The sequence below is a fragment of the Brevefilum fermentans genome, from assembly GCF_900184705.1.
GTDB lineage: Bacteria > Chloroflexota > Anaerolineae > Anaerolineales > Anaerolineaceae > Brevifilum > Brevifilum fermentans.
Window position 1 is genome coordinate 1,252,216 of sequence record NZ_LT859958.1, and the last position, 21,856, is coordinate 1,274,071.

The following is a 21,856-nucleotide window of genomic DNA, read 5'->3' on the forward strand; positions in this document are numbered from 1 at the left end:
GAAGAAATTTTTGTTAATAAGGCGTTTATCAATGTGTTTCTTGGGTCTTAGCGGCTCATGCCTTTCAAAATTTCACGATAGAGCTGTTCATGGGCAGCGACTTCTTTTTCTATGGTGTAGTGTGTCTCAACTCTTTGACGGGCGGCGAGCCCCAATTGTTGACGCAGCTCGGGATCATCGATCAGCCGCTGGATCGCATTTGCCAGGGCATGCGGGTCTTCAGGTGGGACCAGCAATCCCGAAATCCCATCCTCGATGATATCGCGTGAGCCGGGAACATCGGTGGCAATGCAGGCTTTGCCGCAGGCCATGGCTTCCAGCAGCGCGACCGGGCAACCTTCCCTTCGCCAGCGATCCCAGGTGGGGAGAACAGCAATGTCGATTGCTGAAAGGAATTCTGGTATGTTTTCGATGAAGTCTAAAAAATGGACCTTCTCTATTAAATCAAGAATCTTAACCTGAGCCTGCAATTGTGAGAAATATTCACGATCATTTTGTTTGCCAGCTAACAGCAAATGAACATTTGAGAAATTGTTTACAGCCTCAATCAGGGTTGGGTGACCTTTTACCGGAACAAGATGCGCCACACAACCAATTAGAACAGCTTCTTCAGACAGGTTAAATTTGTTTAAATAATATTTCTTGTTAGAGGGCAATGGCTTGAAAATGCGGTGATTAACACCGTGAGGGATTAATCTGACTTTTTTCCTCAACCCCCATTTATTAAAGAATTTTTCTTCCATTTCGGTGTTATCGGCAACGATTCTCGTGGAGAGCAAGCTTCGCAATAACCAGGCGCGTGATCCCCAACCCATCGCCTTTTTCGTATAAACCCAATGCTTTGTACCTGCCAGGCGAGCAATGAGAGGTTCGGTATAATCATCGGCATAATGCCAGGAATGCCACAGGTCGAATTTGTAGGGCTTGAACACCCTGGCTGCTTGACAAGTCCTGCGCAGCAGCCCGGGGTAGGGTTTGGCAGAGACGGTGAAGGGCGCTTCGATGACGGGGATGCCAGAGGCTCCCAGCTCGGCTTCGATCGAACCGCCCTTGCGGGAGACACATACCGTGGGCTGGAATTTTTCGCGATCCAACCCCAGGGCGATATTCGCCAGGACACGGCCCGAGCCGGCGGTGATGAAATTTGGAATTGTATAAAGGATTCTAATTCGCACCGTCAATTACTTTCCTCCGAAACTTTTGGAGGTAATGCATAACCCGACATTTCAAACAGCACCTTTCCTCCCACTCTGTTTGTCTCTCAATTTGTCAAAATACCAACGCAGCTGTTCTTTTACCTTTGGGTTACCAGGCCAGATCAGAAACGCCTGCAGCAGCATCGATAAGCCTTTTATTCCAATGAAATGACGGCTTTCGCGGATAATCTGATTGGACAAAGCAGGTTTATGCAAGTCATCAAATTCATCAATACATTCCTCTGCCAGCCATTTACGCATCATCTCGAGCACCTTGCGTTGAGCCTGAAAAGCGACTTTGGTCGAGTCAGCCATCAGCCCCTGGCGATTCTTTCCTCGACGAACGAGTAAAAGTGAAGTCGAAATCGCGCTCATCTTTATGCCTGATGCAGCAAGTTGCATGCAGAAATACCAATCCTCTCCTATCCATGGATAATCGATGTACCGGTACTCAACCGCTAGCTCCCTTAGGAACATGATGGTAGCATTCGGGATTTTGTTGCTCTCTAAATAAAGAAGCCTGAAGACATCCCCAGGGTCAGTTGGGAACAACCCTTTCGCAACAATTCCAGGGAAAATGTTGGTTGGATTCAAGTCATCATCAACCCAGGCAACGCTTGAAAAAACGAGCTTGGCTTCGGGGTTCTCGTTAAATCCTTGCAGTTGAGATTCCAGGCGATGTGCGTCTGCCAGGTCATCATCGTCCATAATGGCGATATATTTCCCTTTTGCCAGGTCAAAACCAAGGTTTCTCGCAGCCCCCGGTCCAACATTCTTTTCTGAGCGAACTGAACGAATACGCGGATCATGAGATATCATTTCCGAAATAACAGCCGAAGTACCATCTGATGACGCGTCGTCGACAATAATGATCTCGAAGTTTGGAAAAGTCTGATCCTGGATTGATTTTACGGCTTCTGTCAACAATTTCTGCCGATTACGCGTAGCCATCACAACTGAAATTAAAGGTCCCTTCATTACTTTTTTTTCAAACCTTTAACCTTTGCTGCCAAGTCCCGGTAAAACCCATGCGGGATTTATCTTTATTGGAATAAAATATTAGATTCAAGCGCCTTTCCTTTGTGTGTATCTTCCCATATAGCCAGGCTTAAAAAGATCCATAAGCCCCAACTGCAATCCATTGTACCACTTAAATGCTCTTCAAAGTGTTTGCGCATCACCTCACGATTGACCTCAAGCCCCATTAATGCGTCTTTACTCAACACGTACTCTTCAAACATGCTGCGCAATGGACCGCGCATCCAGGCGCCCATCGGCACGTTGAAGCCCAGTTTGCCCTCCGATGGCCTTGATTACAAGCTCCGATGATATCCCCACCTGAAGTTGCACCTAAAAAGAGAACCTTCTTTGGATTTGGATGACCTGCAAGAAGCTGAAGCATTATCCAACGGGATGACATAGTTCCAGGACCGATCAGGTTATTGTGTTGGAAATTTGATCCAGTATCCCTTGGCACTGAAACACTTAGCAAATATTGATCCCTGATTTTGACTATTGAGTTTTCAGAATCATTTAATATCATTTGATGTAACTGTGTATTATAAATTTTGTGTTTGGATCGCAAGTTGATAGTTTTGTGTTTTGTTGCAGAAAGAAACTCATATCTTCATTGAGTAAACCGAGTTTTGAATTTTCACCAGGTTTCGCCTTAACTGTTAAAACCACTCAGAGCTTAAGTGGTTTTATTGAGGTGCAGCGGTTTTCACGACAGTAGTGGTAAAAATTGGAATAGGTATTAATTATCGTAAGAAAGTTAAAGTGATCGGTATAGTTCGAGCCATTTCTTCGTCTCTTGCTCAATGGAAAATTTATTTTCAACGGTTTTCCTGGCTGAAGCTGCCATCTCTTGAGCATCGGGGGGATTTTCGACTAATTGTTTTATGGCACATGCCAGCGCCTCTGGGTTTTTCGGGGGGACAAGCAACCCATTGGCCTCGTTCTGAATAATTTCAGGTATTCCTCCGACTGAAGAAGCAACCACTGGTAATGCCATTGAACAAGCTTCCAAAACTGCCCCTCCTAAGGCTTCCGTAAGCGAGGGTTGAAGGTAGATGTCTGAAGAATCCAGCAAACCTCTCAGTTCGGTCTTATCCTTGGTTCCTAAGAAGGATACATTTTTCACAATTTCCAGGTCATTCGCCAGCCTTGATAGTTGCTCTCGAGCAGTGCCTTCTCCAATAATTGAATAGTGAATATCAAGACCTTGATCGAGTAGCAGCTTAACTGCTTTGAAGGCATATTGATAACCTTTGAGTTCAACCAATCTTCCGGTGGATATGATTTTTATTTGTCTTTGAATATCAATTTTAATCTTTTGAGTAGGATTAAAAAAGTCACTGTCTACTCCAGCGTAAATTACTTTTGTTTTTTCTTCAGGAGCTCCCAATGCAAGCGCCTTGTCTCGAAGCCATTCGCTGACGAAGTGAAGACCATCAGCTCTTTCAAACAATTCGCCCAAATATTTATTCCAAACAGGATCATTATAAGGTCTTGTGACAATGTCATAACCATGAAAAGATGAAATTAGTTTCGGTCTTTCAGGTAAATACAAATCCTTAACTTTGAGATATGTCGTCGAATTGACAAGTTGCAATATATCAGGTCGATATGTTATCAGGTTCCCAAAAGTAATCATTAAACGCAGCTTATCTGCAACAGAAAGCTGCCCCTGCGCCCTAAACCAGTACGACATATAGGATGTGTCTGAAAAATATGCATTTATGAGCCGTTTCCCTTTTGTGAAATACCCTTCGGAGTAAAAAGTTGTGCTTTCAACATCTTTTGAACGACGTGGTGAAACTAGAGAATAAGCCCTTGTTTTAATTGAAGTGCTAGAAAATTGCTGTGGCCACCTGGTGTAATACATTTTTACAGGTCGGTAAAAATTACTATATATTAGGGCAATTCTGTACATAAATTTTTATCTACAAAGGTAAAGAGTTGAAGAATGCAAGTTATCGCCTAAAGTATCCTACATAGAAAAAATTCTCATCAAGATCATAATATTCTTCCATCGAAAATAATTGCTTTTTCACAAATCGATTCGAAAGGCTGATAAGAGTGCTCAACCGGGGGTCCGACTTCTTTATATCTACATACTGCTGATAGTAATCTTTGTATTAGTAGCTTTGTAAAACTTGTCGACTAATTATTGGAACTGTTTTGTCTCTGAAAATTCCCTAATGAGGACCATGTAACGGACAAAAAGCAATGCTATTTGGTAAGGTGTTGTCTAAATCTGGGGAATTTGCGCTGATGGCAGGGAGACCCAGTTGAGAATTATTAACGAGATCATATAAGATTTCCTCATCTCTTTTCAGGTCAAGCCTCACCCGATTTCCAGTAATAATATCGAGATAATATTGGAACAACGATCTAACCTTTTCAAGATAAGGTTTGGTTTTTCCAAAATGTAAACCTGTTAGCCTGTTTTCAACAACAACTCTTTTCTTTAATTCTGAAAGCTTTGTTCTGAACCTGTTCCTAATTAGCTGGGTGATTTTCTTGATAACTGTTCCACCCCTTTTTTTCCTTTTTCGTTTTCTACCCAGGTTTCGTGTTGCTCCTGGACCAATATTTGTTTCCGAGCGAAAAGCGTGAACGATAGTATCAGATTGTTACAGATTTTTCAGTAACCACGATGTGCCATCCCATGAAGCATCATTAATTTTAGTGATATCGAAATTCTGTTAAGCCTGATTAAGTATTGAATCCACTGCTTTTGGTAGCAATTCTTTCAGGTTATATGTGGCAATAACCACTATTATCATAGGCTTCTCGTCTCCTCGAATCTTCATAAAAAGATTATATATAATTCAACAAGGAAAAATCATATTTTTTATTTTGTAATAAAAATTCTTTCGGAAAATCCACCATGGTGCATAAGATAATCCAATAAAAATCTTCTTAGGTACTGGTATTGATCTGTTACTAATGGAAATATAAAAATTAGCGCACTTCTCCCTTCGTTTAAAGTTGAGTGAAAGGCGTTTGAAAATATTATCAACGCGATGAATATTTCTGCGAAATACTACCCAATCTTCTCGATAAAAGTTCTCACGACTTTTGAATGTTTTACTACTTTGATGAACTCGAAAGTAAGCTAAATGGCGGGTGGTCCAGGTAGGTCTGGATTGTTTTTCAGAAAACCTCATCCATAATTCGTAATCAAATGAATACTGCATGCGTGTGTCAACACCACCAACAGCCTGCCATAGTTCTCGTTGCCAAAAAACACTCGGCTGTCTGAGGGGGCATTTTATCAACCAGTTTTCAAATTCAGGAGGTTCAGATTCATTTCCTAACCTGATCTGCCTATCAGGGGTAATGGTGTCGCAAACGCCAGAAATCCAGGACGTTTGATTTCTCTTGAACATGGTGGCTATATGACTGAGGACGTTTGGTGCGTAGTAATCGTCACTATTGATCCAACCAAAAATATCGCCGGTAGCTTTCTCAAAGCCCTTATTAATAGCGAAACTTTGCCCCCTATCAGGCTCGCTAACCCAATAAGTAAGCCATGGTTCGTACCGCTTTATGATTTCTACTGAATCATCTGTGGATCCACCGTCAATTATAATATATTCCAAATTGGGATAGCCTTGCAATAGTACCGAGCGGATGGTTTCTTCTAAGAATTGTGCCTGGTTGTAGGAAGGCGTGACGATGCTGATTTTGGGCCAGGGCGATCCATCGGGTAAGTAATCTGATAATGGGTCAGAAGTTTCTGTCCATGGCCAGCCGGTTTTATCTATTTGCGGAGGAGGTATATCATCAATTTTTGGACAGTACATGTTGATATCTGCTCTCAAGGATTTGTTGATACCATTCCAGGTATTGCTTCACTTGGTGATCCAATGTAAATTTCTTTTGCACTATTTCGGCTGCAAAGTTGCCCATCTTGGACCTGAGGGGGTCATTCTCAAGCAAAGATAAAATTGCATTAGCCATATCATTGGGGTCGGCTGGCTTAGTAAGTATTCCGGATTGGCCATCTTCGACCTGTTCTGGGATTCCACCCACAGCGGTCGCAACAACAGGCGTGCCACAAGCCAGGGCTTCTAGAACTGAATTTGGGAATACATCTGCTTTGGCTGCATGAACATAAAGATCTGCCGCCTGGTAAATTAGTGCCATGTCAGACCGCTCTTTAACATAGGGAAGGAAGCGAATCTCGACATTCCCCTTTTTCTCAGTTTGGCCTTCTTGCCCTAAAGCAAGGAGGAGAACAGGGAGACTTGGCTCAACTTTTTTTTCGACAATTTGTAACGATTCTGATATGGTTCGATAGTCTTTGAAAGGATGATTCTTGATTTTTTTCGCAGAGACAAACATTAAAATCCGGGCATCCATAGGCAAACTCAAAGCTAAACGGGCTTGTTCTTTGGGTGCAGGTTTGAAGAGCCGTGTATCAATGCCATTGTTAATCACCCTGGCATCAATCACACCAGTTGTTATGACCGATTTTTCGACCTGATCCATCAACCATTGACTGGGCGTGGCCAGATAGAGATTGCTTCTGCGATAGATACGCTGTTTGCGATGTAAATTGCGGGCTGTTCCGTCCGCCAGGATGGGTGGGTAGCGCAGCAAATCAGGGCAGTCACCGCAGCCAGACTGCCACCTTTTACATTCCATCGGGTGCGCGCAGTGGCCCGTTATAAGCCACATATCATGCATTGTGATAATAACAGGTTTTTTGTGGGACAATTGGGCAAGATAACGCAGGTCAAAAAAACCGCCGTGTAAATTGTGTAAATGGACGATGTCTGGTTGTAATGGGTGTAACTGAAGTATCTTTCGTGATCCCGGGAAGTGAAAATTTTCCCATCCCTGTTCTTGCCTATGGGATTTTTGCCCCTTTTGGATCTTCTTAACCAATTCGCTTATACGACAAAATGGCGCGAATTTGGCTTCCAGCCGTGTCAATATGGTGGTCAGGGACAATTCGGGGATTTGAATGACAAGGTCATCGCTGGATTGTTTTTTTCCGACGGAATAATAGGAGTAATATCCTTTTTGGGCGTAAGCTTTATAAAGGTTCCAGGCAATAACTGCTGCACCGCCTTCTTTCTCCACTGTGTTGACCTGTAAAATTTTCAATGGATGTTGAATAAGAATTGGATTCATTGGTTGTTCGAATTCCATTCCCATGTTATTGGCAGTGCAAGCGGACCCCAAGAATGCAATGGTTCTCGTAAATCTGCCCGTGGTTTCCATTTCACTATGAATTTAATGGCATCTTGAATAATCTCAAAATCACGGATTTCATTACCAATAAACAGTGAAATGGTGTAATAACCCTGATTTAAGCATAAGTCAGTTATTGAAAAACGAAGCAAATATCGCCCTTTTTTATTAACAGGCAAAGAAGAATAATATTGACGAGTATTTGAAGCCAGGACAATTTTTTCTGATTTGTCTTTGATATCAAAGCCAAAATTGGCAAGATTAATTCTTTCCGGGTCGAGATTCAGGCTTGCTTCGAGAATAAGTGTGTCTCCAGTAAAAAATTCATTTGTTAATCCATACTTATTTTGCAAACTGACATTTTCAAAGATGTGTTCATCAAATTTTTCCCCACCGGATCGTTCCGAAAAATCGACAAAGGGCTCAAGTTCTTCAAATTGTTTTGATAAATAATCATTGACAACTTCAGCTGAATTTCCGCTTTTATTAATTTCCCCTTCGGTTAACCAGATGGCATGCCTGCACAAATTTTGAATGGCCGTCATGTTATGGCTGACAAACAACACTGTCCTGCCTTCGCCGGCGACATCCCCCATTTTGCCCAGGCACTTCTTTTGAAACTCGGCGTCGCCCACCGCCAGCACCTCATCAACGACCAAAATCTCGGGGTCTAGGTGGGCGGCGACGGCGAATGCCAGGCGCACGTACATGCCGCTGGAGTAGCGTTTAACGGGTGTATCGATGAACTTCTCCACGCCGGAGAAATCGACAATCTCATCGAACTTACGTTGCACCTCGTCCTTGCGCATGCCGAGGATGGCGCCGTTGAGGAACACGTTCTCGCGCCCGGTCAGCTCGGGGTGGAAGCCGGTGCCGACTTCCAGCAGGCTGCCGATGCGCCCTTTGATTTTGACCACGCCGCTGGTGGGGGCTGTGACGCGCGAGAGGATCTTTAAAAGCGTGGACTTGCCGGCGCCGTTGCGCCCGATGATGCCCAGCGCTTCTCCCTGCTGCACAGTGAAGGAGACGTTATCCAGCGCAAGGATAGATTGACCGATTTGCTCAAAACGGTCCCGCTGGCCGATGCGGGTATAGGGGTCGGGTTGATTGCGCACGCGCGCCCACCAGCGGTTGAGGTCGCGGCTGAGGGTGCCGGTGCCGATCACGCCAAGGTCATAGCGTTTGGTTAAGTTTTCAACGGAGATGACGGTATTGTTCATAGGTCAAAGAAATTTAGTTCATTAGAGTCAGGTTGAAGAAGGTTGGTTTTGCCGGGCAGCCATGAGAATCGGGTGCATAACCAGCATCACTCCCAGGTAAACGCCAGCAACAACTGCAGCGAGCAGGCTTGCATAGACATGCACGCGCAGCAGTGCAAGGGCAAAGAGGGAGAGGATCAGCCAGAAAGCCAGGCCGATCAGAGCCCCTTGCAGCAGCGCTCCCGCAGGCGGGGTTGCTTTTGGAACCTGCGGTAGCGGTTGAGAACGCACCATCCGGGCGCGATGCACGTACAGGGCGGTCATCACTGCGAAATAGATCCACATGGTGATGCCGAGGTTCTTGCCAAGCGGGTAGGCGTCCATCAACCCGAACACCTGGTGCGCGAGCGTCCCACACACCAGTCCCATGATCAGCACTCGGTTGACCGTGCGGGCGCGTTTCCAGGCACGCCAGGCCATCGCGCCAAATCCGCTCAGCAATGCGACGTACAAAATCAGCGCCGGGATGCCCATCTCGATCGTCACCGCAAGCAGGGAGTTGTGCGCATGGTAGAGCCTGGCGGGGGGTTCGTTGAACAAAAACGGGTTGAAAAAGGTCTGATATACCGGGTTGAGCGCGTCCAGCCCCACGCCAGTGACCGGGAAACCGCGGGTCAGGCTGATGATTCTCGCCCAGATGTCCAGTCGGTTCTGCAGGCTGGCGTCCTGTCCCTGGTCCAGCAGGGCAAAAAGCTCGGACAAACCGCCAATGCCGGTTTGGTTTAGAAACAAGAACAGGGCAACAACGCCAATCGGAATTGCCCACAGGAAGCGTTTATCCTTCCATACCAAGAGAACGTACAACCCGGCAGCGACGCCAAGCCAGGCACCTCGTGACTGCGTGAGGAAAATAACCGCCAGAGTCAGCACCAGGGTAAAAAAGACCAGCAGTTTGTAGAACCCGATGGGGAAATTTCTGAACCCAGGATATTTGGAAAACAGTTTTTTGACGGCAGAGCGGTCCCATAAAAGGCTTAACAACAAGGGTGGGAAGAAAGCCAGGGCGCCGCCCATCGTGTTTTTATTGATACTCGCCCCGGGTACAAAAGCGGTGAGCCGCGACATTGCCTCATAGATAGGCGAAAGGAAATCCAACAAGATCGAACTTTGCCAATCTGTAGCCAGAAAACCCAAAAGCCCGGCGCCAATGGACAGGATGAGCAAGGAGAAAATCAGGGCAGGGAAGTGCTTTCTGAATTTAACCAACCGCACAATGGCAAAGAACAGCGAAAAACTGAGCAAAAGATGATCGATTCGGACCAGGGTCAACGGTGGATCAGCGGAGAAGATGAGATTGCACGGCAGTAAAATTATTAGAGCAAGAATGGGCACGTCCAGGGGTGTGGGGAGGATGGTCCAGCGGTCAGCCCAGAGGTGCAGCACCCACACCAGCGCAAGCAAGATCAGGGCAAACGGGGAGAGACCATCCCACACCATCAGCAGGGCGTACAGGCCGGCAGTGAGAACGAGAATTGCGATAAGCGAGAGCGTTACCAATCCTTCGCGTAGTGATCTTTGTTGTAATAATTTGCCTGGCACAGCCGGCTTCAATGCATCCTGGTCTGGTTGTCGTCGAGTCATTTAAGGGGTTGTCAGTCTGTCGATCGCTTGAACTGCGTCCTGGCAATTTGAGCATTCAAGAAGTGCCTTCTGGTAAGCCTCTAAAGCGCGATCGAAACTGCCGCATTGATCATATATCTTGCCAGCGCGCATAAAGAAACGGTAGTCTGCTGAAGATTTTGGCATAGCCCTGTCGAGGGTGCTGAGCGCGAGGTCTGGCTCGTCTTGCTCAAGATATGCTAGGGCGAGATCTCCGTAGGGTGCGACATAATCAGGGAACTGATCAATGATGGCTTGATACTGGGAGATCGATTCTAAGATTTGTCCGGCGTCTCTCGTTTTGTTCGCCCTCTCCAGTTGAGCGTACTGGAGCAACCTGGCATAAATGTCAGGGCGAATGTCGTAAGCCTTTTCGAGGGCGTAGATTCTCATCTCCAAATTGTCTGAGGTTCTCAAAGCGCTTGCGGCATGTTCGATCTTGTTGTACATTCCCAGACGATGCCAGATATCAAGGGCTTCGGTGTAGCGTTCCAGCGAAAACAAGAGTTCAGCATAAGTCTGCAGGATGACGGGATCATTTGTGGGCACAAGTGGTTCGATCACCTGGAGGGCGAATGTGTAGTCTTGTTTCGACATCGCAACCCGTGCCTGCAAAACCCTGGCATGCGGATGGCTTTCGGGTGCGGTGGTTAATTGTTCGGGTGTGAGTGATCCGCTTCTAAAATCTTTGACAAAAGTTGTTGACCAATGGTTGTTTTTAAAAACAGGAAGGGAAAAGAAAATTAAGGCGATTGTGAGCAGTAAAAGGATTGGTGCAAGTTTTCTCATGAACGAAAAAGATGCTGCTTAAACAGTATCAATAAAGGTCTTCTCAACCCGGTTGAAAATGACCACGCCGATGAACATCACCACGAACATAAAACCGGCGCTGTAGGCAAGGTTGGCCCAGGAGGCATTGCCAGCGCCCAGGAAACCAGCCCGGAAGGTCTCGATGATGGGCGTGATGGGGTTGATGGCAGCTACCCAACGCCATTTTTCAGGGATAGAAGAGACCGGATAGATCACGGGGGTGGCGTACATCCACAGGCTGACGCCGAAGGTCACCAGGTAGCGCAAGTCGCGGTACTTGGTAGTCATGGAGGAGATAATGATGCCGAAGCCCAGTCCCAGCCCGGCCATCAGCAGAATCAGCAGGGGTAGTGTGAAGGCCCACTCCGTCAGCTGGATCGCTGCGCCCTGGAGGTAGAAAAAGAGGTAAAAGCCGAGGAAGAAGACGAACTGGATGGCAAAGCTGAGCAGGTTCGAAATGATAATTGAAAGCGGCATCACCAGGCGGGGAAAGTAAACCTTGCCGAAGATGCCGGCGTTGGCGATGAAGGTGTCAGAGGTGCCGGTCAGGCAGGCGGAGAAGTAGCCCCACATGACGTTGCCGGAAAGATAGAAAAGGTACTGCGGCAGCCCGTCGGTGGGTAGACGGGCGATATTTCCGAAGATGACGGTAAACACCAGGGATGTGATCAGCGGCTGGATAATGAACCACAGCGGCCCGAGGATGGTCTGTTTGTAGCGAGAGACAAAATCCCGGCGTACAAACAGAGCGATCAAGTCCCGGTAACGCCAAACGTCGGCTAATTGCAGGTCGTACCATTTTTTGCGAGAGGTGATAATCAGGTCCCAGGAGTCGGTATCGGTCGTTTGATTCATTTTGTATCTTGTCAAGAAAAAGTCAAGTGAAGTAATGATTTTTTCAGCTTTCGGCTAACCACCAATCACTGCTGTTTACTCCTGCAATAAGGCATTGTGCATCCAATCAAGAAAACGTTCGTCCCAAAGATAGACAAAAGCATTGTTGTTCAATGTAGGAATAAAGGCGCTGCTTCCAGTCAGCAAACCCTCAGGTGCTTCGAAAGTCTTCAGGTTTTCCCGGCTGAAATTACGCAAAAAACACACACTGAGGTTGGTGAGCTCCTCGATGGATAGGTCGGTCAGAAAAGAGTTGCCAAACTCGTTCAGCAGAACTGGCACCTGTAACCAATAGGCAGGTTTAATCAACTTGTTGAGTGCAGCCCGCATGATCATGGTCTGGTTTCTGACGCGAAAGGCATCGCTATAGCCTTCGCGAATCATGGATAAAGCCAGGGCACGTTCACCATTCAGGGTCTGGGTCCCGGAGGGAAAGTCTCCAAAATAGCCACCTGCGACAGGACTGGAGAGGTCAATCTCAACGCCATCGATGGCATCGATGAAATTAATCAGGGTTGCAAAATTGATGACGCCATAGTGATCCACGGGAATGCCAAAATTAAAATAGATCACCTCTGACAGAGCGCCTGCCCCCAAGCCAGACCCGAGATAATGTCCCATACCCGGTGTGCCAAATAGATACGCCTGGTTGATCTTAAAAGGGTCCGGTGCGGTGAAGCGGCCTTCAGGCGCTTCGACGATTAGATCGCGAGGTAAGGCTACCATATTGACGGTCATGTTGACAAAATCGATGCGGATCAGCCGGATCGAATCGGCCAAACCATAAAGGTAGCCGTCACCGCGATAGTCAATGCCAACCATTAGGACTATCCACTCAGTATCTTTTCCACACACGGGTTTGGCTTGGGGCGCATGGGTTGGTTGATGGAAAACCGGCGCTTCAGGCAGGACAGGGGGGTACTGGACTTCCGGGGATTGGGCTACTTGTTCAACTTCGGGTGAATCTGGCGCTGACAGAGTAACCAGGGGAAGTGTGAGGGGCTCGGAGATGGGTTCTCTGAGTTTTGGCCTGGCCCAGGAAAAATAGAAGATGACAAAAACGAAGATGATGCCGCCCAGCACGCCCAAAGTGATTTTCAGACGCCTTTTTTTCTTTTGGCTAATGAGCTCGTCTTCTGTATGAAAATTGGCATTGTTTTTCATGACTGTCGACAAATCTTCCTTAATTAGATGTTAATGCAAAGCCCGATTTTTTCCACGCATCCGCCCCTCCGACATTAATGACAAATGTCAGTTGGTGGTTTTTTTATGCATCCAATCTACCAGGTTGATCCCATTGTCAAGCGGAAGAAAGGACTGTTCGTGATTGACCACTCGATCAATGCACCTGTTTCAGATTCGGCATGTGTACAGTAACTCGATCAGCAAAGCACGCTTTTAACCCGTTCCAGGTGCGTTTCTGAGGTAGGTTGATCACCAGTAAAATGGATTGCACTGGATGGTCACAGGGCAACCTCGGCTTTGTTGATTATAATCCAAATTGAAATTCTTAGTATTAATTTCCCACAGGGCTTGCTAGCAAATTCAATGTGGTGTTTAGCGTATTTATTAATGGCAGGCATGGGAAATTCACTTCTCTTTAAGCAGAGGGCTATTTTTGTCCTAAAAAGCCGACCGTAATAATTGGGTTTGACCAAGTCGGCATAAAAATGATTTGTTTTTCGTTGATTAAATAACAGCGATGTTTGTGGCAATGGCTGCAGGTTGAGGTTTCTCAAACGCTTCAGGACTTTCGGCTATTAGAACTTTCGCACCCATTCTTTAGGCCAGCGCTCTACGACTACTTTCTCCTGGGTAAAGAAATGGACTGCATCAGCGCCTTGACCATGCAGATCCCCGAAGAAACTGTCCTTCCAGCCGCTGAAAGGGAAAAATGCCATTGGCGCTGCGACACCAATATTGATGCCAATATTGCCAGCTTCAACGCTATATCGAAATCTACGTGCTGCTGCACCACTTGAGGTGAACAGGCTGGCCTGGTTTCCGTATGCGCCATTGTTAATTAAACGAATTGCTTCATCAAGGCTGGAAAGATGGATCAATCCCAGCACCGGGCCAAAGATCTCGGTACGAGCGATCTCATGGTGTGGCTGAAGATCGGACAGGATCGTCGGGCGGATATAAGTCCCATTTTCATAGCCCTGAATGAGCGTATCCCGTCCATCGACCAGCGGATCAGCCCCTTGCTTGATGCCCAGGTCGATCAGCTCTTCGATGCGTTTTCTGCTGTCAAGGTTAATCACCGGTCCCATCTGTACCCCTTCATCAAGCCCATAGCCTACCTTGCGGTTCAAGGCTGATTCACAAATGCCTTCAAGAAAGGTGTTGTGAGCCTCGCCGATGGTGATCGCCAGTGATGAAGCCAGGCAGCGCTGTCCTGCGCAACCAAAAGCTGAATCAGCGATGATCCTGATCGCAGCGTCCATGTCGGCATCGGGCAATATCACAGCTGGATTCTTCGCCCCGCCCTGTGCCTGGACCCGTTTGCCATTTTCAGCCGCTCGCCGATAGATATACCTGGCGGTTGCTGTGGAGCCGACAAAAGTAATCGCACGGATGGTCGGGTGGTCGAGGATTGCGTCAACTGCCGTTTTCGAACCATTAACCAGGTTGACCACTCCTTCAGGTAGACCGATTTGGTCGATTAAACGAAAGATGATTTGCATGGTCAGCGGCACTTTTTCGGATGGTTTGATAATGTAGGTGTTGCCACACGCCAAAGCGTAGGGCAGGTACCAGAAGGGGATCATACCGGGGAAATTAAATGGCGCGATTGTTGCGCAAACACCTACTGGCTGGCGAAGAAGAATCTCGTCAACACCTTGAGCGATGTCTTCGAAAATCTCGCCCTTCATCATCATCGGGATTCCGCAGGCGACCTCGACATTCTCGATTGCCCGCCGCATCTCACCGCGTGACTCGTCAAAGGTCTTACCGCATTCCATCGTAATTACCCGAGCGATCTCGTCAAGATTAGCCTCTAGCAGCGCTTTGAGCTTGAACAGAAACTGAATGCGGTCCTGAGCAGGTGTGCTCCGCCAGGCGGGTAGTGCGTTAGATGCTGCAGCGGCAGCTCGATCCACATCCGCCTTGCCGCACAGAGGAGTGCGTGTCAGCAATTCCCCTGTTCCTGGGTTCACCACATCAACAAAGTCGACCGCTTGTGGTGCGATCCATTTACCATCGATATAATTTAGAACCTCTTCCATAATTTTCCTCGTTGTTTTTATCAAATTTACTATTGCATATTATACATCATCGTTGTATAATAAACAACAATGAGCGAAATTCAATCACTTGCGCGCGGATTAAAGATCCTTGATCTGCTAAGCCAATCCCAGGAGGGTGTCGGTATTACCGAAATGGCTGAGGTTCTGGAGATTAACAAGAGCAGTGCTTCCAGGCTGGTCAACACGCTTGTGAAATATGGTTATGCAGACAAGGATGAGGCAACGCGTCTCTTCCACCTCGGACCACGTGTGGTCACTCTCAGCCGCAGCATTTTGACCCGTCTTCCATTGCGTGAAGTCGCCAAACCCTATCTGCGCCAGATGATGGAGGCTACAGGCGAGTGCGCACACCTGGGTATCTTAGCCCATGGTTGTGTTCTTTACATTGACCAGGTTGAGTCACCAGCGACATTACGGGTTAATGCTGAAGTTGGAACGCTGAATCCACTGCATTGCACCGCTCTTGGCAAGGTGTTGCTTGCCTTCAATGACCTGGAGATTCCAGACTCACTGGAGATATTTACTCCTCAGACCATCACAGACACTGAAATTCTGCGTAGCCACCTGGATACGGTCCGTCGTCTGGGCTTCGCCGTGGACGATGAGGAATTTGACACTGGCGTGCGGTGCATCGCCGTGCCGATCTTCGATTTTCGCAATAAGGCAATCGGCTCAATTGGCATCTCAGGCCCATCCACGCGCATCACCGATGAATTGTTGCCTGATCTAGCAGCTACCGTGGTCAAGATTGGCAAGGAATTATCGGAGCGCATGTCCTTCATCCATTAATATGGAGATATTTGCGGTCGATGTGTAAATATTACCGATAAAAATTTTTCAATCATGGCGAATATTTATGAATCTTGTGAGACGATATGAACAACAAACCCTCCCACGAAGAATTAACTCTCCAACGTGTTGACCATGCAGCCAAATTTGCTGCCAATAACTTGCCTGCAAGGCTTTCACTGACTCTGTCCGAAGCGCTTATCATCGGTTTGCTGCGCCAGGGTGTGCGCACTTATTTCACCGTCCTCGGTCATGGCTCAACTGAGATTGGCGAAGTCTTGCGCATCTATCAGGATGCAGGCTTGTTAAGAACTTTTGGGGTACGTAGCGAGATAGAGGCTTCACACGCGGCGTCTGCGTTGCGCTGGGTAACCGGTGAAAAGGCTGCAGTGTTAACCTCCATTGGTCCAGGGGCGCTCCATGCGCTGGCGGCATCCCTCGTCCCAGCCTCAGATGGTATCGGAGTCTGGTATCTGTTTGGCGACGAAACAACCGAAGACGAGGGATTTAACATGCAGCAGGTCCCCAAGCATGAACAACACCTATTTCTTCAACTGGCTGCGACAATGGGGCATGCCTACAGCCTGCACACACCATTGGCCCTCTCAACGGCTTTACAGCGCGGGGCTGTGACGGTTGATCACCCCTACCGCCCCGGTCCCTTCTACCTGTTACTGCCGATGAATACCCAGGCATCCTGGCTGGAAAATTTTAACTTGAGTGAGTTGCCTGAAGCTCAAACGATTCTCCTGGGTGCATCTGCGGGGGATTATGCCCAGGCTGTGAAGTGGATTTCGCAAGCGGAACGGGTCATCGTTAAGGTTGGGGGAGGGGGTCGATACGCTGGTACGGAGCTGATCACCCTGTTGGAGCGCTCAGGTGGCGTTCTGGTCCACACTCCGAACGCATCCGGCTGTATCCCCTATGACCATCCACAGAACATGACTGTCGGTGGTTCGAAGGGATCTTTACCCGGCAATTATGCTATGGAGAATGCAGACCTGTTAATCGCCGTAGGAACACGGGCAGTATGTCAATCGGATAGTTCACGTACCGGCTACCCTCGGGTTAAACGGGTGATCAATATCAATGCCGATGTCAACGACGCCAGCCACTACCGTGACACCCTGGCGCTTATTGGCGACGTGCAACACACGCTGGCTCGATTAAACATTGCACTGGAAGGGGCATCTGCAGTTAATCAGACCTGGTTGCAGGTTTGCGCTGAGAAAAAAGCGGAATGGCAAGCCTTTAAGGACGCGCGAATGCATACGCCAGTTTTGCTGGATGAGTATTGGAACAGCCCGGTCTTAACACAACCGGCAGCCATCAAGATTGCCTGCGATTGGGCAAAGAATAATGGTGTAATCCGTTTTTTTGATGCTGGAGATGTGCAAGCCAATGGATTTCAGATTGTGGAAGATGACCATCCTGGTCAGACTTTTACTGATACAGGTGCTTCATATATGGGTTTCGCTGTTTCTGCCCTGCTGGCAACTGCCGTTACAAATAAGCCCTTTTTTGGTTTGGCGCTGACCGGCGATGGCTCGTTTTCGATGAACCCACAAATTCTGATTGACGGTGCCGAGCACGGAGCAAATGGTTGTATTCTGCTGTTGGATAATGGGCGGATGGGGGCCATTACCGCGTTGCAGAATGACCAGTACGGGCAAGAGTTTGCAACCTGGAATACCATCCACGTTGATTACGTAGCCTGGGCGCGATCCGTTCCGGGTGTGCTGGCACTTGATGGAGGACGGACCCCCGAGGATTTACAATCCGCCTTACAACAGGCTGGGGAGCATTCCGGATTGAGCTTGATACACGTGCCGGTTTATTTTGGCCCTGATCCTCTGGGAGGCATGGGGGTTTATGGACGATGGAACGTAGGAAACCAGTGCGATGACGTTCAAGAGTTGCGTCACGAGATTGGCTTGTAAGGAATAACAATGAGAAACCTTGGATACGAGAAATTATGTCAGCATTAACCCTTGAAAAAACGTTTGAACTGGAGGAGATCGCACGTTGTTTGCGTGTTGACAGCCTCAAACTGATCTATAACCGGGGAGCCGGCCACCCGGGCGGTGCACTTTCAGCAGCAGAGATCATGGCCGTGCTCTACTTTCATGTCCTGCAGATCGATCCTTCCCGACCCGAATGGAAAGAACGCGACCGATTTATCCTCAGTAAAGGTCACGCTTCAGCCGTGTACTATGCTGCCCTAACCCGGCGTGGATTTTTTCCACGCTCCGAACTAGATACTTGGGGCGAGCTGGACTGTCCGCACCAGGGTCATCCAGACCGCTTTAAAACTCCGGGAGTGGACATGACCAGCGGTCTGCTCGGGCACGGGGTCGCGATTGGGGTTGGGCTTGGACTGTCAGCGCGGTTGAATAAGATGAGCTATCGTACCTATGTATTACTTGGTGATGGAGAGTGCCAGGGAGGAATTGTCTGGGAAGGGGCGATGGCTGCTTCAAAATTTCGACTGGCAAACCTGACCGTTATCATTGACTACAACAACGTCCAGCTCGACGGTCCCGTCTCTGCGGTCATGCCGCTCGAACCGCTGGCAGATAAATGGGCAGCCTGTGGCTGGCATGTTGTAGAGGTCAACGGTCACTCGGTGCAGGCTGTCGCAGAAGCACTTGACCTGGCACATCAGATCCATGACCGACCAACGGCTGTGCTCGCGTATACCACCAAGGGACGCGGCGTTTCATTCATGGAGAATCAATCCTACTGGCACGGTAATGTTCCAAACACTGAACAGTTTAAGCAAGCTCTGATCGAGCTGGGGGAGGTGGAAAATGACTGATCTTTCAATGCGTGAGGCTTATGGAAGGGCGCTGGCTGAGTATGGAGAGACCAATCAACGTCTGGTTGCTCTGGATGTGGATACTTCAGCTTCAACACTCTCAAAATTCTTTGCTGAGAGGTTTCCTGATTGTTTTTTCAATATTGGCATCGCTGAACCATGCATGGTGGATGTCGCAGTCGGTCTGGCTTTGGGCGGTTTCTTGCCCTTCATCAATGGATTCGCGTCAATCTTATCGTTGCGCGCTCTGGAACAGATTCGCACCTGTGTCTGCTATGCCCAGACAAATGTGAAGATCGCTGCCGGCTATGCTGGTGTTTCAGACTTTAAGGACGGTGCAACTCACTACTCGATCAGCGATCTGGCGAATGTGCGCGCCCTACCAAACATGACCGTTATTGTCCCAGCTGATGCAGCTGAGGCTGCAGCCTGGGTACCGCTCATTGCTGAATATGATGGTCCAGTTTATTTGCGACTCAGTCGGGCAGGGGCGCTGCCGGTCTACCAGTCGGGCGCGAAGTTGGAGATCGGAAAAGGACGTTTGTTGCGCTCAGGCGATGACCTGACTCTGGTTGCTACTGGGACAATGGTCGGGCGCTGCTTCGTTGCAGCGGAAAAACTCTCAGCAATCGGCATCGATGCCCGCCTGTTGGAGGTCCACACGCTTAAGCCTCTTGATCGTGAATTACTGATCTCAGCAGCCGAGGAGACCGGGGCAGTGGTCACCGCTGAGGAGCACAACATCATTGGTGGGCTGGGTAGCGCGGTGGCTGAAGCACTGGCAGAGACGGTTCCAATCCCAATCGAGCGGGTTGGCATCCCGGATCGTTTTTGTGTGACTGGTCGGGATCTGGACAAACTGATGGATCATTCTGGACTCTCGGTTGAAAACATTATTGCTGCTGCGATGCGCGTGATGGAAAGGAAGAGGTAATTTGGATAAACAAATACTCACTCGCCTCTTCTGCTATATGTTCAAGGAGCTCATATGAAAATTGCTGTTATCAATGAGATCAGCGCTGCTGATAAAAATACTGACATCCTGGCGGCGCTTACAGGTCGGGGACATGAGGTACTCAACCTGGGTAATACGCGAAGCGGAGACATGCCCGCCCTGCTGTATATCCACACTGGATTGATGTCCGCCCTCTTGCTGCACCTCGGTATCGTGGATTTTGTCATTGGCGGTTGTGGTACCGGGTTGGGTTACCATAATGCCGTCATGCAATACCCGGGCGTGTTTTGCGGACACATTTTGACCCCGTTAGACGCTTTCTTGTTTGCACGCATCAATGCTGGAAATTGCATCTCGCTGGCGCTCAACCAGGGGTACGGATGGGCAGGGGATGTGAACCTGAGCATGATCTTCGATAACCTCTTTATCACAGAAACCGGCAGCGGATATCCCACTCAGCGAGCTGAACCGCAAGCACAAGCTCGCCATTTACTGAAGCAGGTTTCACAGTCAACCCATAAATCGATGGCAGAGATTGTAAAAGTCCTGCCGAAGGAGGTGCTTCATCCAGTACTTGATTTTCCAACGTTCCAGGCAGCACTGATGGCAGGACTGGAGGCTGATCCCCTCCTCAAGTCAACGCTGGAAGGACTGATTAAACACTAAATTATGTTTAAAAGGAGAATAGCATGGCAGAAAATGCAAACAAGTTAAGTAAGCGCACAAAAATCTTTTATGGAATTGGTGACCTGGGAAATGCCTTGGTTAATTCCGCTGTTCAATTCTTCCTGATGAAGTTCTACACCGATGGCGCTCTCATTCCGCCTGCCCTGGCAGGTAATGCCCTGCTCATCGGTAAGATATGGGATGCAATTAACGATCCGCTGTTTGGTTGGTTTACAGACCGCACGAAAAACCGCTTTGGGAAGCGTCGGGTGTTTATGTTGTTCGGCGCAATCCCCCTGGCGATTGCAATTGCACTTCTGTGGTTCGTCCCCACCCAGAATCGAGTTTGGGCTTTTTTCTGGATCGCTGCCACTTTCTTGCTCTTTGATACGATCTGGACACTGACCAATGTTCCTTACTACGCGCTGACTGCAGAATTAACCGATGATTACGATGAGCGCTCAAGCCTGACCACATACCGCATGGCTATGGCCGTGCCTGCTTATCTGGTGGGGGCAGCGTTGACACCTGCAATCGTTGGTATGTTTGCCGTACAGCGCACCGGTTGGGCTTTCATTGGTATTGCCTATGGCATTTTTGCTGGATTAGTATTGATAATCTCCGCCCTTGGTTTCTGCGAGCGCAAGGACCTGGCTGTTGCTGAACCCGAAACCTCTCCGCTAAAATCCTTTGGCAATGCCTTCAAGAACAAGGCTTTCGTTCAATTGTGTATCATCTACTTCACCCTGAATATCTCCTTCGCCTTCTGTAAGATTTTGATGGCATATTACGTGGAATACCAACTCTTGATGAAAGATCAAATTTCAATTGCTATGGGTTTGATGCTGATCTGTGTTACCCTCTCGCTGCCTTTTTGGCAGTGGCTGGGCAAGAAGATGGATAAGGGCCCCGTATATGCAATCGGGATGGGGATTGGCGCTATCGCTGTTCTGATCACTTTCTTTCTACCTAACAAACCCACCAATCTCCTTTATCTTTTGTTCGTGCTGGTTGGTTTTGGCTTTGCTGTCAACTGGATCTATCCCTGGGCTATGGTTGCAGATGTGGGCGATTATGATCGTGCGGAGACCGGTCAGCAACGATCGGGAATGTATTATGGTGTTTGGGGATTGGCAACCAAGCTTTCAGAAGCCCTGGCGCTGGCAGGTGTTGGCTGGATTTTAAGCGGTTTTGGCTATGTGCCGAACGTGGCGCAGACTCCGCATGCCCTTCTGGGAATTCGTCTTTTCTTTGGTTTGGTTCCAGCGATTTTTATTTTCATCACCTTACCTTTTCTGTTCAAGTATCCAATTACCCGCAAGACCCACGCAATAGTGCGGGCAAAGCTTGAAGCCATGGACGCTGCAGCACGGGCTGAAAAAGAACAGGATTCAAAAGAATAAGGAGAA

18 protein-coding genes are annotated in these 21,856 nt (G+C 48.2%); 6 read left to right on the forward strand and 12 right to left on the reverse strand.

Annotated elements, in window-relative coordinates; all coding sequences use genetic code 11:
• Positions 1–47 precede the first annotated feature (47 nt).
• From CFX1CAM_RS05520 to CFX1CAM_RS05575, 12 genes are all read right to left on the reverse strand, one after another.
• Entirely contained in the window at positions 48–1,175 is a 1,128-nt protein-coding gene (locus CFX1CAM_RS05520) for a glycosyltransferase (RefSeq protein WP_162287658.1), read from the reverse strand.
• Between the two features lie 51 nt (positions 1,176–1,226).
• A complete protein-coding gene (locus tag CFX1CAM_RS05525; protein ID WP_087862060.1) occupies positions 1,227–2,174 on the reverse strand; it encodes a glycosyltransferase family 2 protein in 948 nt (315 codons plus the stop codon).
• Between the two features lie 65 nt (positions 2,175–2,239).
• Positions 2,240–2,488, reverse strand: a complete 249-nt coding sequence (locus CFX1CAM_RS05530; protein ID WP_269457046.1) for an asparagine synthase-related protein — start codon at positions 2,486–2,488, stop codon at positions 2,240–2,242.
• A gap of 482 nt (positions 2,489–2,970) precedes the next feature.
• On the reverse strand, positions 2,971–4,131 hold the full coding sequence (locus CFX1CAM_RS05535) for a glycosyltransferase family 4 protein (protein ID WP_087862062.1): 1,161 nt from the start codon (positions 4,129–4,131) through the stop codon (positions 2,971–2,973).
• 901 nt (positions 4,132–5,032) lie between these two features.
• A complete protein-coding gene (locus tag CFX1CAM_RS05540; RefSeq protein WP_087862063.1) occupies positions 5,033–6,010 on the reverse strand; it encodes a glycosyltransferase family 2 protein in 978 nt (325 codons plus the stop codon).
• Complete coding sequence (locus CFX1CAM_RS05545) at positions 5,991–7,364, reverse strand: glycosyltransferase (RefSeq protein ID WP_231941011.1); 1,374 nt, start codon at positions 7,362–7,364, stop codon at positions 5,991–5,993. Before CFX1CAM_RS05545 ends, CFX1CAM_RS05540 begins: the two co-directional genes overlap by 20 nt.
• The gene (locus tag CFX1CAM_RS05550) at positions 7,343–8,626 is read right to left on the reverse strand and encodes an ABC transporter ATP-binding protein (protein WP_087862065.1); all 1,284 of its coding nucleotides are present in this window, start codon (positions 8,624–8,626) and stop codon (positions 7,343–7,345) included. Before CFX1CAM_RS05550 ends, CFX1CAM_RS05545 begins: the two co-directional genes overlap by 22 nt.
• 27 nt (positions 8,627–8,653) lie before the next feature.
• On the reverse strand, positions 8,654–10,246 hold the full coding sequence (locus CFX1CAM_RS05555; RefSeq protein WP_087862066.1) for an O-antigen ligase family protein: 1,593 nt from the start codon (positions 10,244–10,246) through the stop codon (positions 8,654–8,656).
• Positions 10,247–11,053 (reverse strand): tetratricopeptide repeat protein, encoded by an 807-nt coding sequence (locus CFX1CAM_RS05560; protein ID WP_087862067.1) that lies wholly within the window; start codon positions 11,051–11,053, stop codon positions 10,247–10,249.
• Between the two features lie 18 nt (positions 11,054–11,071).
• Positions 11,072–11,944, reverse strand: a complete 873-nt coding sequence (locus tag CFX1CAM_RS05565; RefSeq protein ID WP_231941012.1) for an ABC transporter permease — start codon at positions 11,942–11,944, stop codon at positions 11,072–11,074.
• 60 nt (positions 11,945–12,004) lie between these two features.
• Positions 12,005–13,132, reverse strand: a complete 1,128-nt coding sequence (locus CFX1CAM_RS05570; RefSeq protein ID WP_087862069.1) for an LCP family protein — start codon at positions 13,130–13,132, stop codon at positions 12,005–12,007.
• A 596-nt stretch (positions 13,133–13,728) separates the two neighbouring features.
• The gene (locus tag CFX1CAM_RS05575) at positions 13,729–15,198 is read right to left on the reverse strand and encodes a CoA-acylating methylmalonate-semialdehyde dehydrogenase (RefSeq protein WP_087862070.1); all 1,470 of its coding nucleotides are present in this window, start codon (positions 15,196–15,198) and stop codon (positions 13,729–13,731) included.
• Positions 15,199–15,267: 69 nt separating this feature from the next.
• On the opposite strand from CFX1CAM_RS05575, the gene CFX1CAM_RS05580 reads away from it, so the two are divergent.
• The 6 genes from CFX1CAM_RS05580 to CFX1CAM_RS05605 all read left to right on the forward strand — a co-directional run bounded on the left by CFX1CAM_RS05580 (position 15,268) and on the right by CFX1CAM_RS05605 (position 21,850).
• On the forward strand, positions 15,268–16,008 hold the full coding sequence (locus tag CFX1CAM_RS05580) for an IclR family transcriptional regulator (RefSeq protein WP_087862071.1): 741 nt from the start codon (positions 15,268–15,270) through the stop codon (positions 16,006–16,008).
• Between the two features lie 86 nt (positions 16,009–16,094).
• Positions 16,095–17,948, forward strand: a complete 1,854-nt coding sequence (locus tag CFX1CAM_RS05585) for a thiamine pyrophosphate-binding protein (RefSeq protein WP_087862072.1) — start codon at positions 16,095–16,097, stop codon at positions 17,946–17,948.
• 35 nt (positions 17,949–17,983) lie between these two features.
• Entirely contained in the window at positions 17,984–18,826 is an 843-nt protein-coding gene (locus tag CFX1CAM_RS05590; RefSeq protein WP_087862073.1) for a transketolase, read from the forward strand.
• A complete protein-coding gene (locus CFX1CAM_RS05595; RefSeq protein ID WP_087862074.1) occupies positions 18,819–19,760 on the forward strand; it encodes a transketolase family protein in 942 nt (313 codons plus the stop codon). Before CFX1CAM_RS05590 ends, CFX1CAM_RS05595 begins: the two co-directional genes overlap by 8 nt.
• Before the next feature lie 54 nt (positions 19,761–19,814).
• Positions 19,815–20,447 (forward strand): RpiB/LacA/LacB family sugar-phosphate isomerase, encoded by a 633-nt coding sequence (locus CFX1CAM_RS05600; protein WP_087862075.1) that lies wholly within the window; start codon positions 19,815–19,817, stop codon positions 20,445–20,447.
• A 23-nt stretch (positions 20,448–20,470) separates the two neighbouring features.
• Positions 20,471–21,850, forward strand: a complete 1,380-nt coding sequence (locus tag CFX1CAM_RS05605; protein ID WP_087862076.1) for an MFS transporter — start codon at positions 20,471–20,473, stop codon at positions 21,848–21,850.
• Positions 21,851–21,856 lie beyond the last annotated feature (6 nt).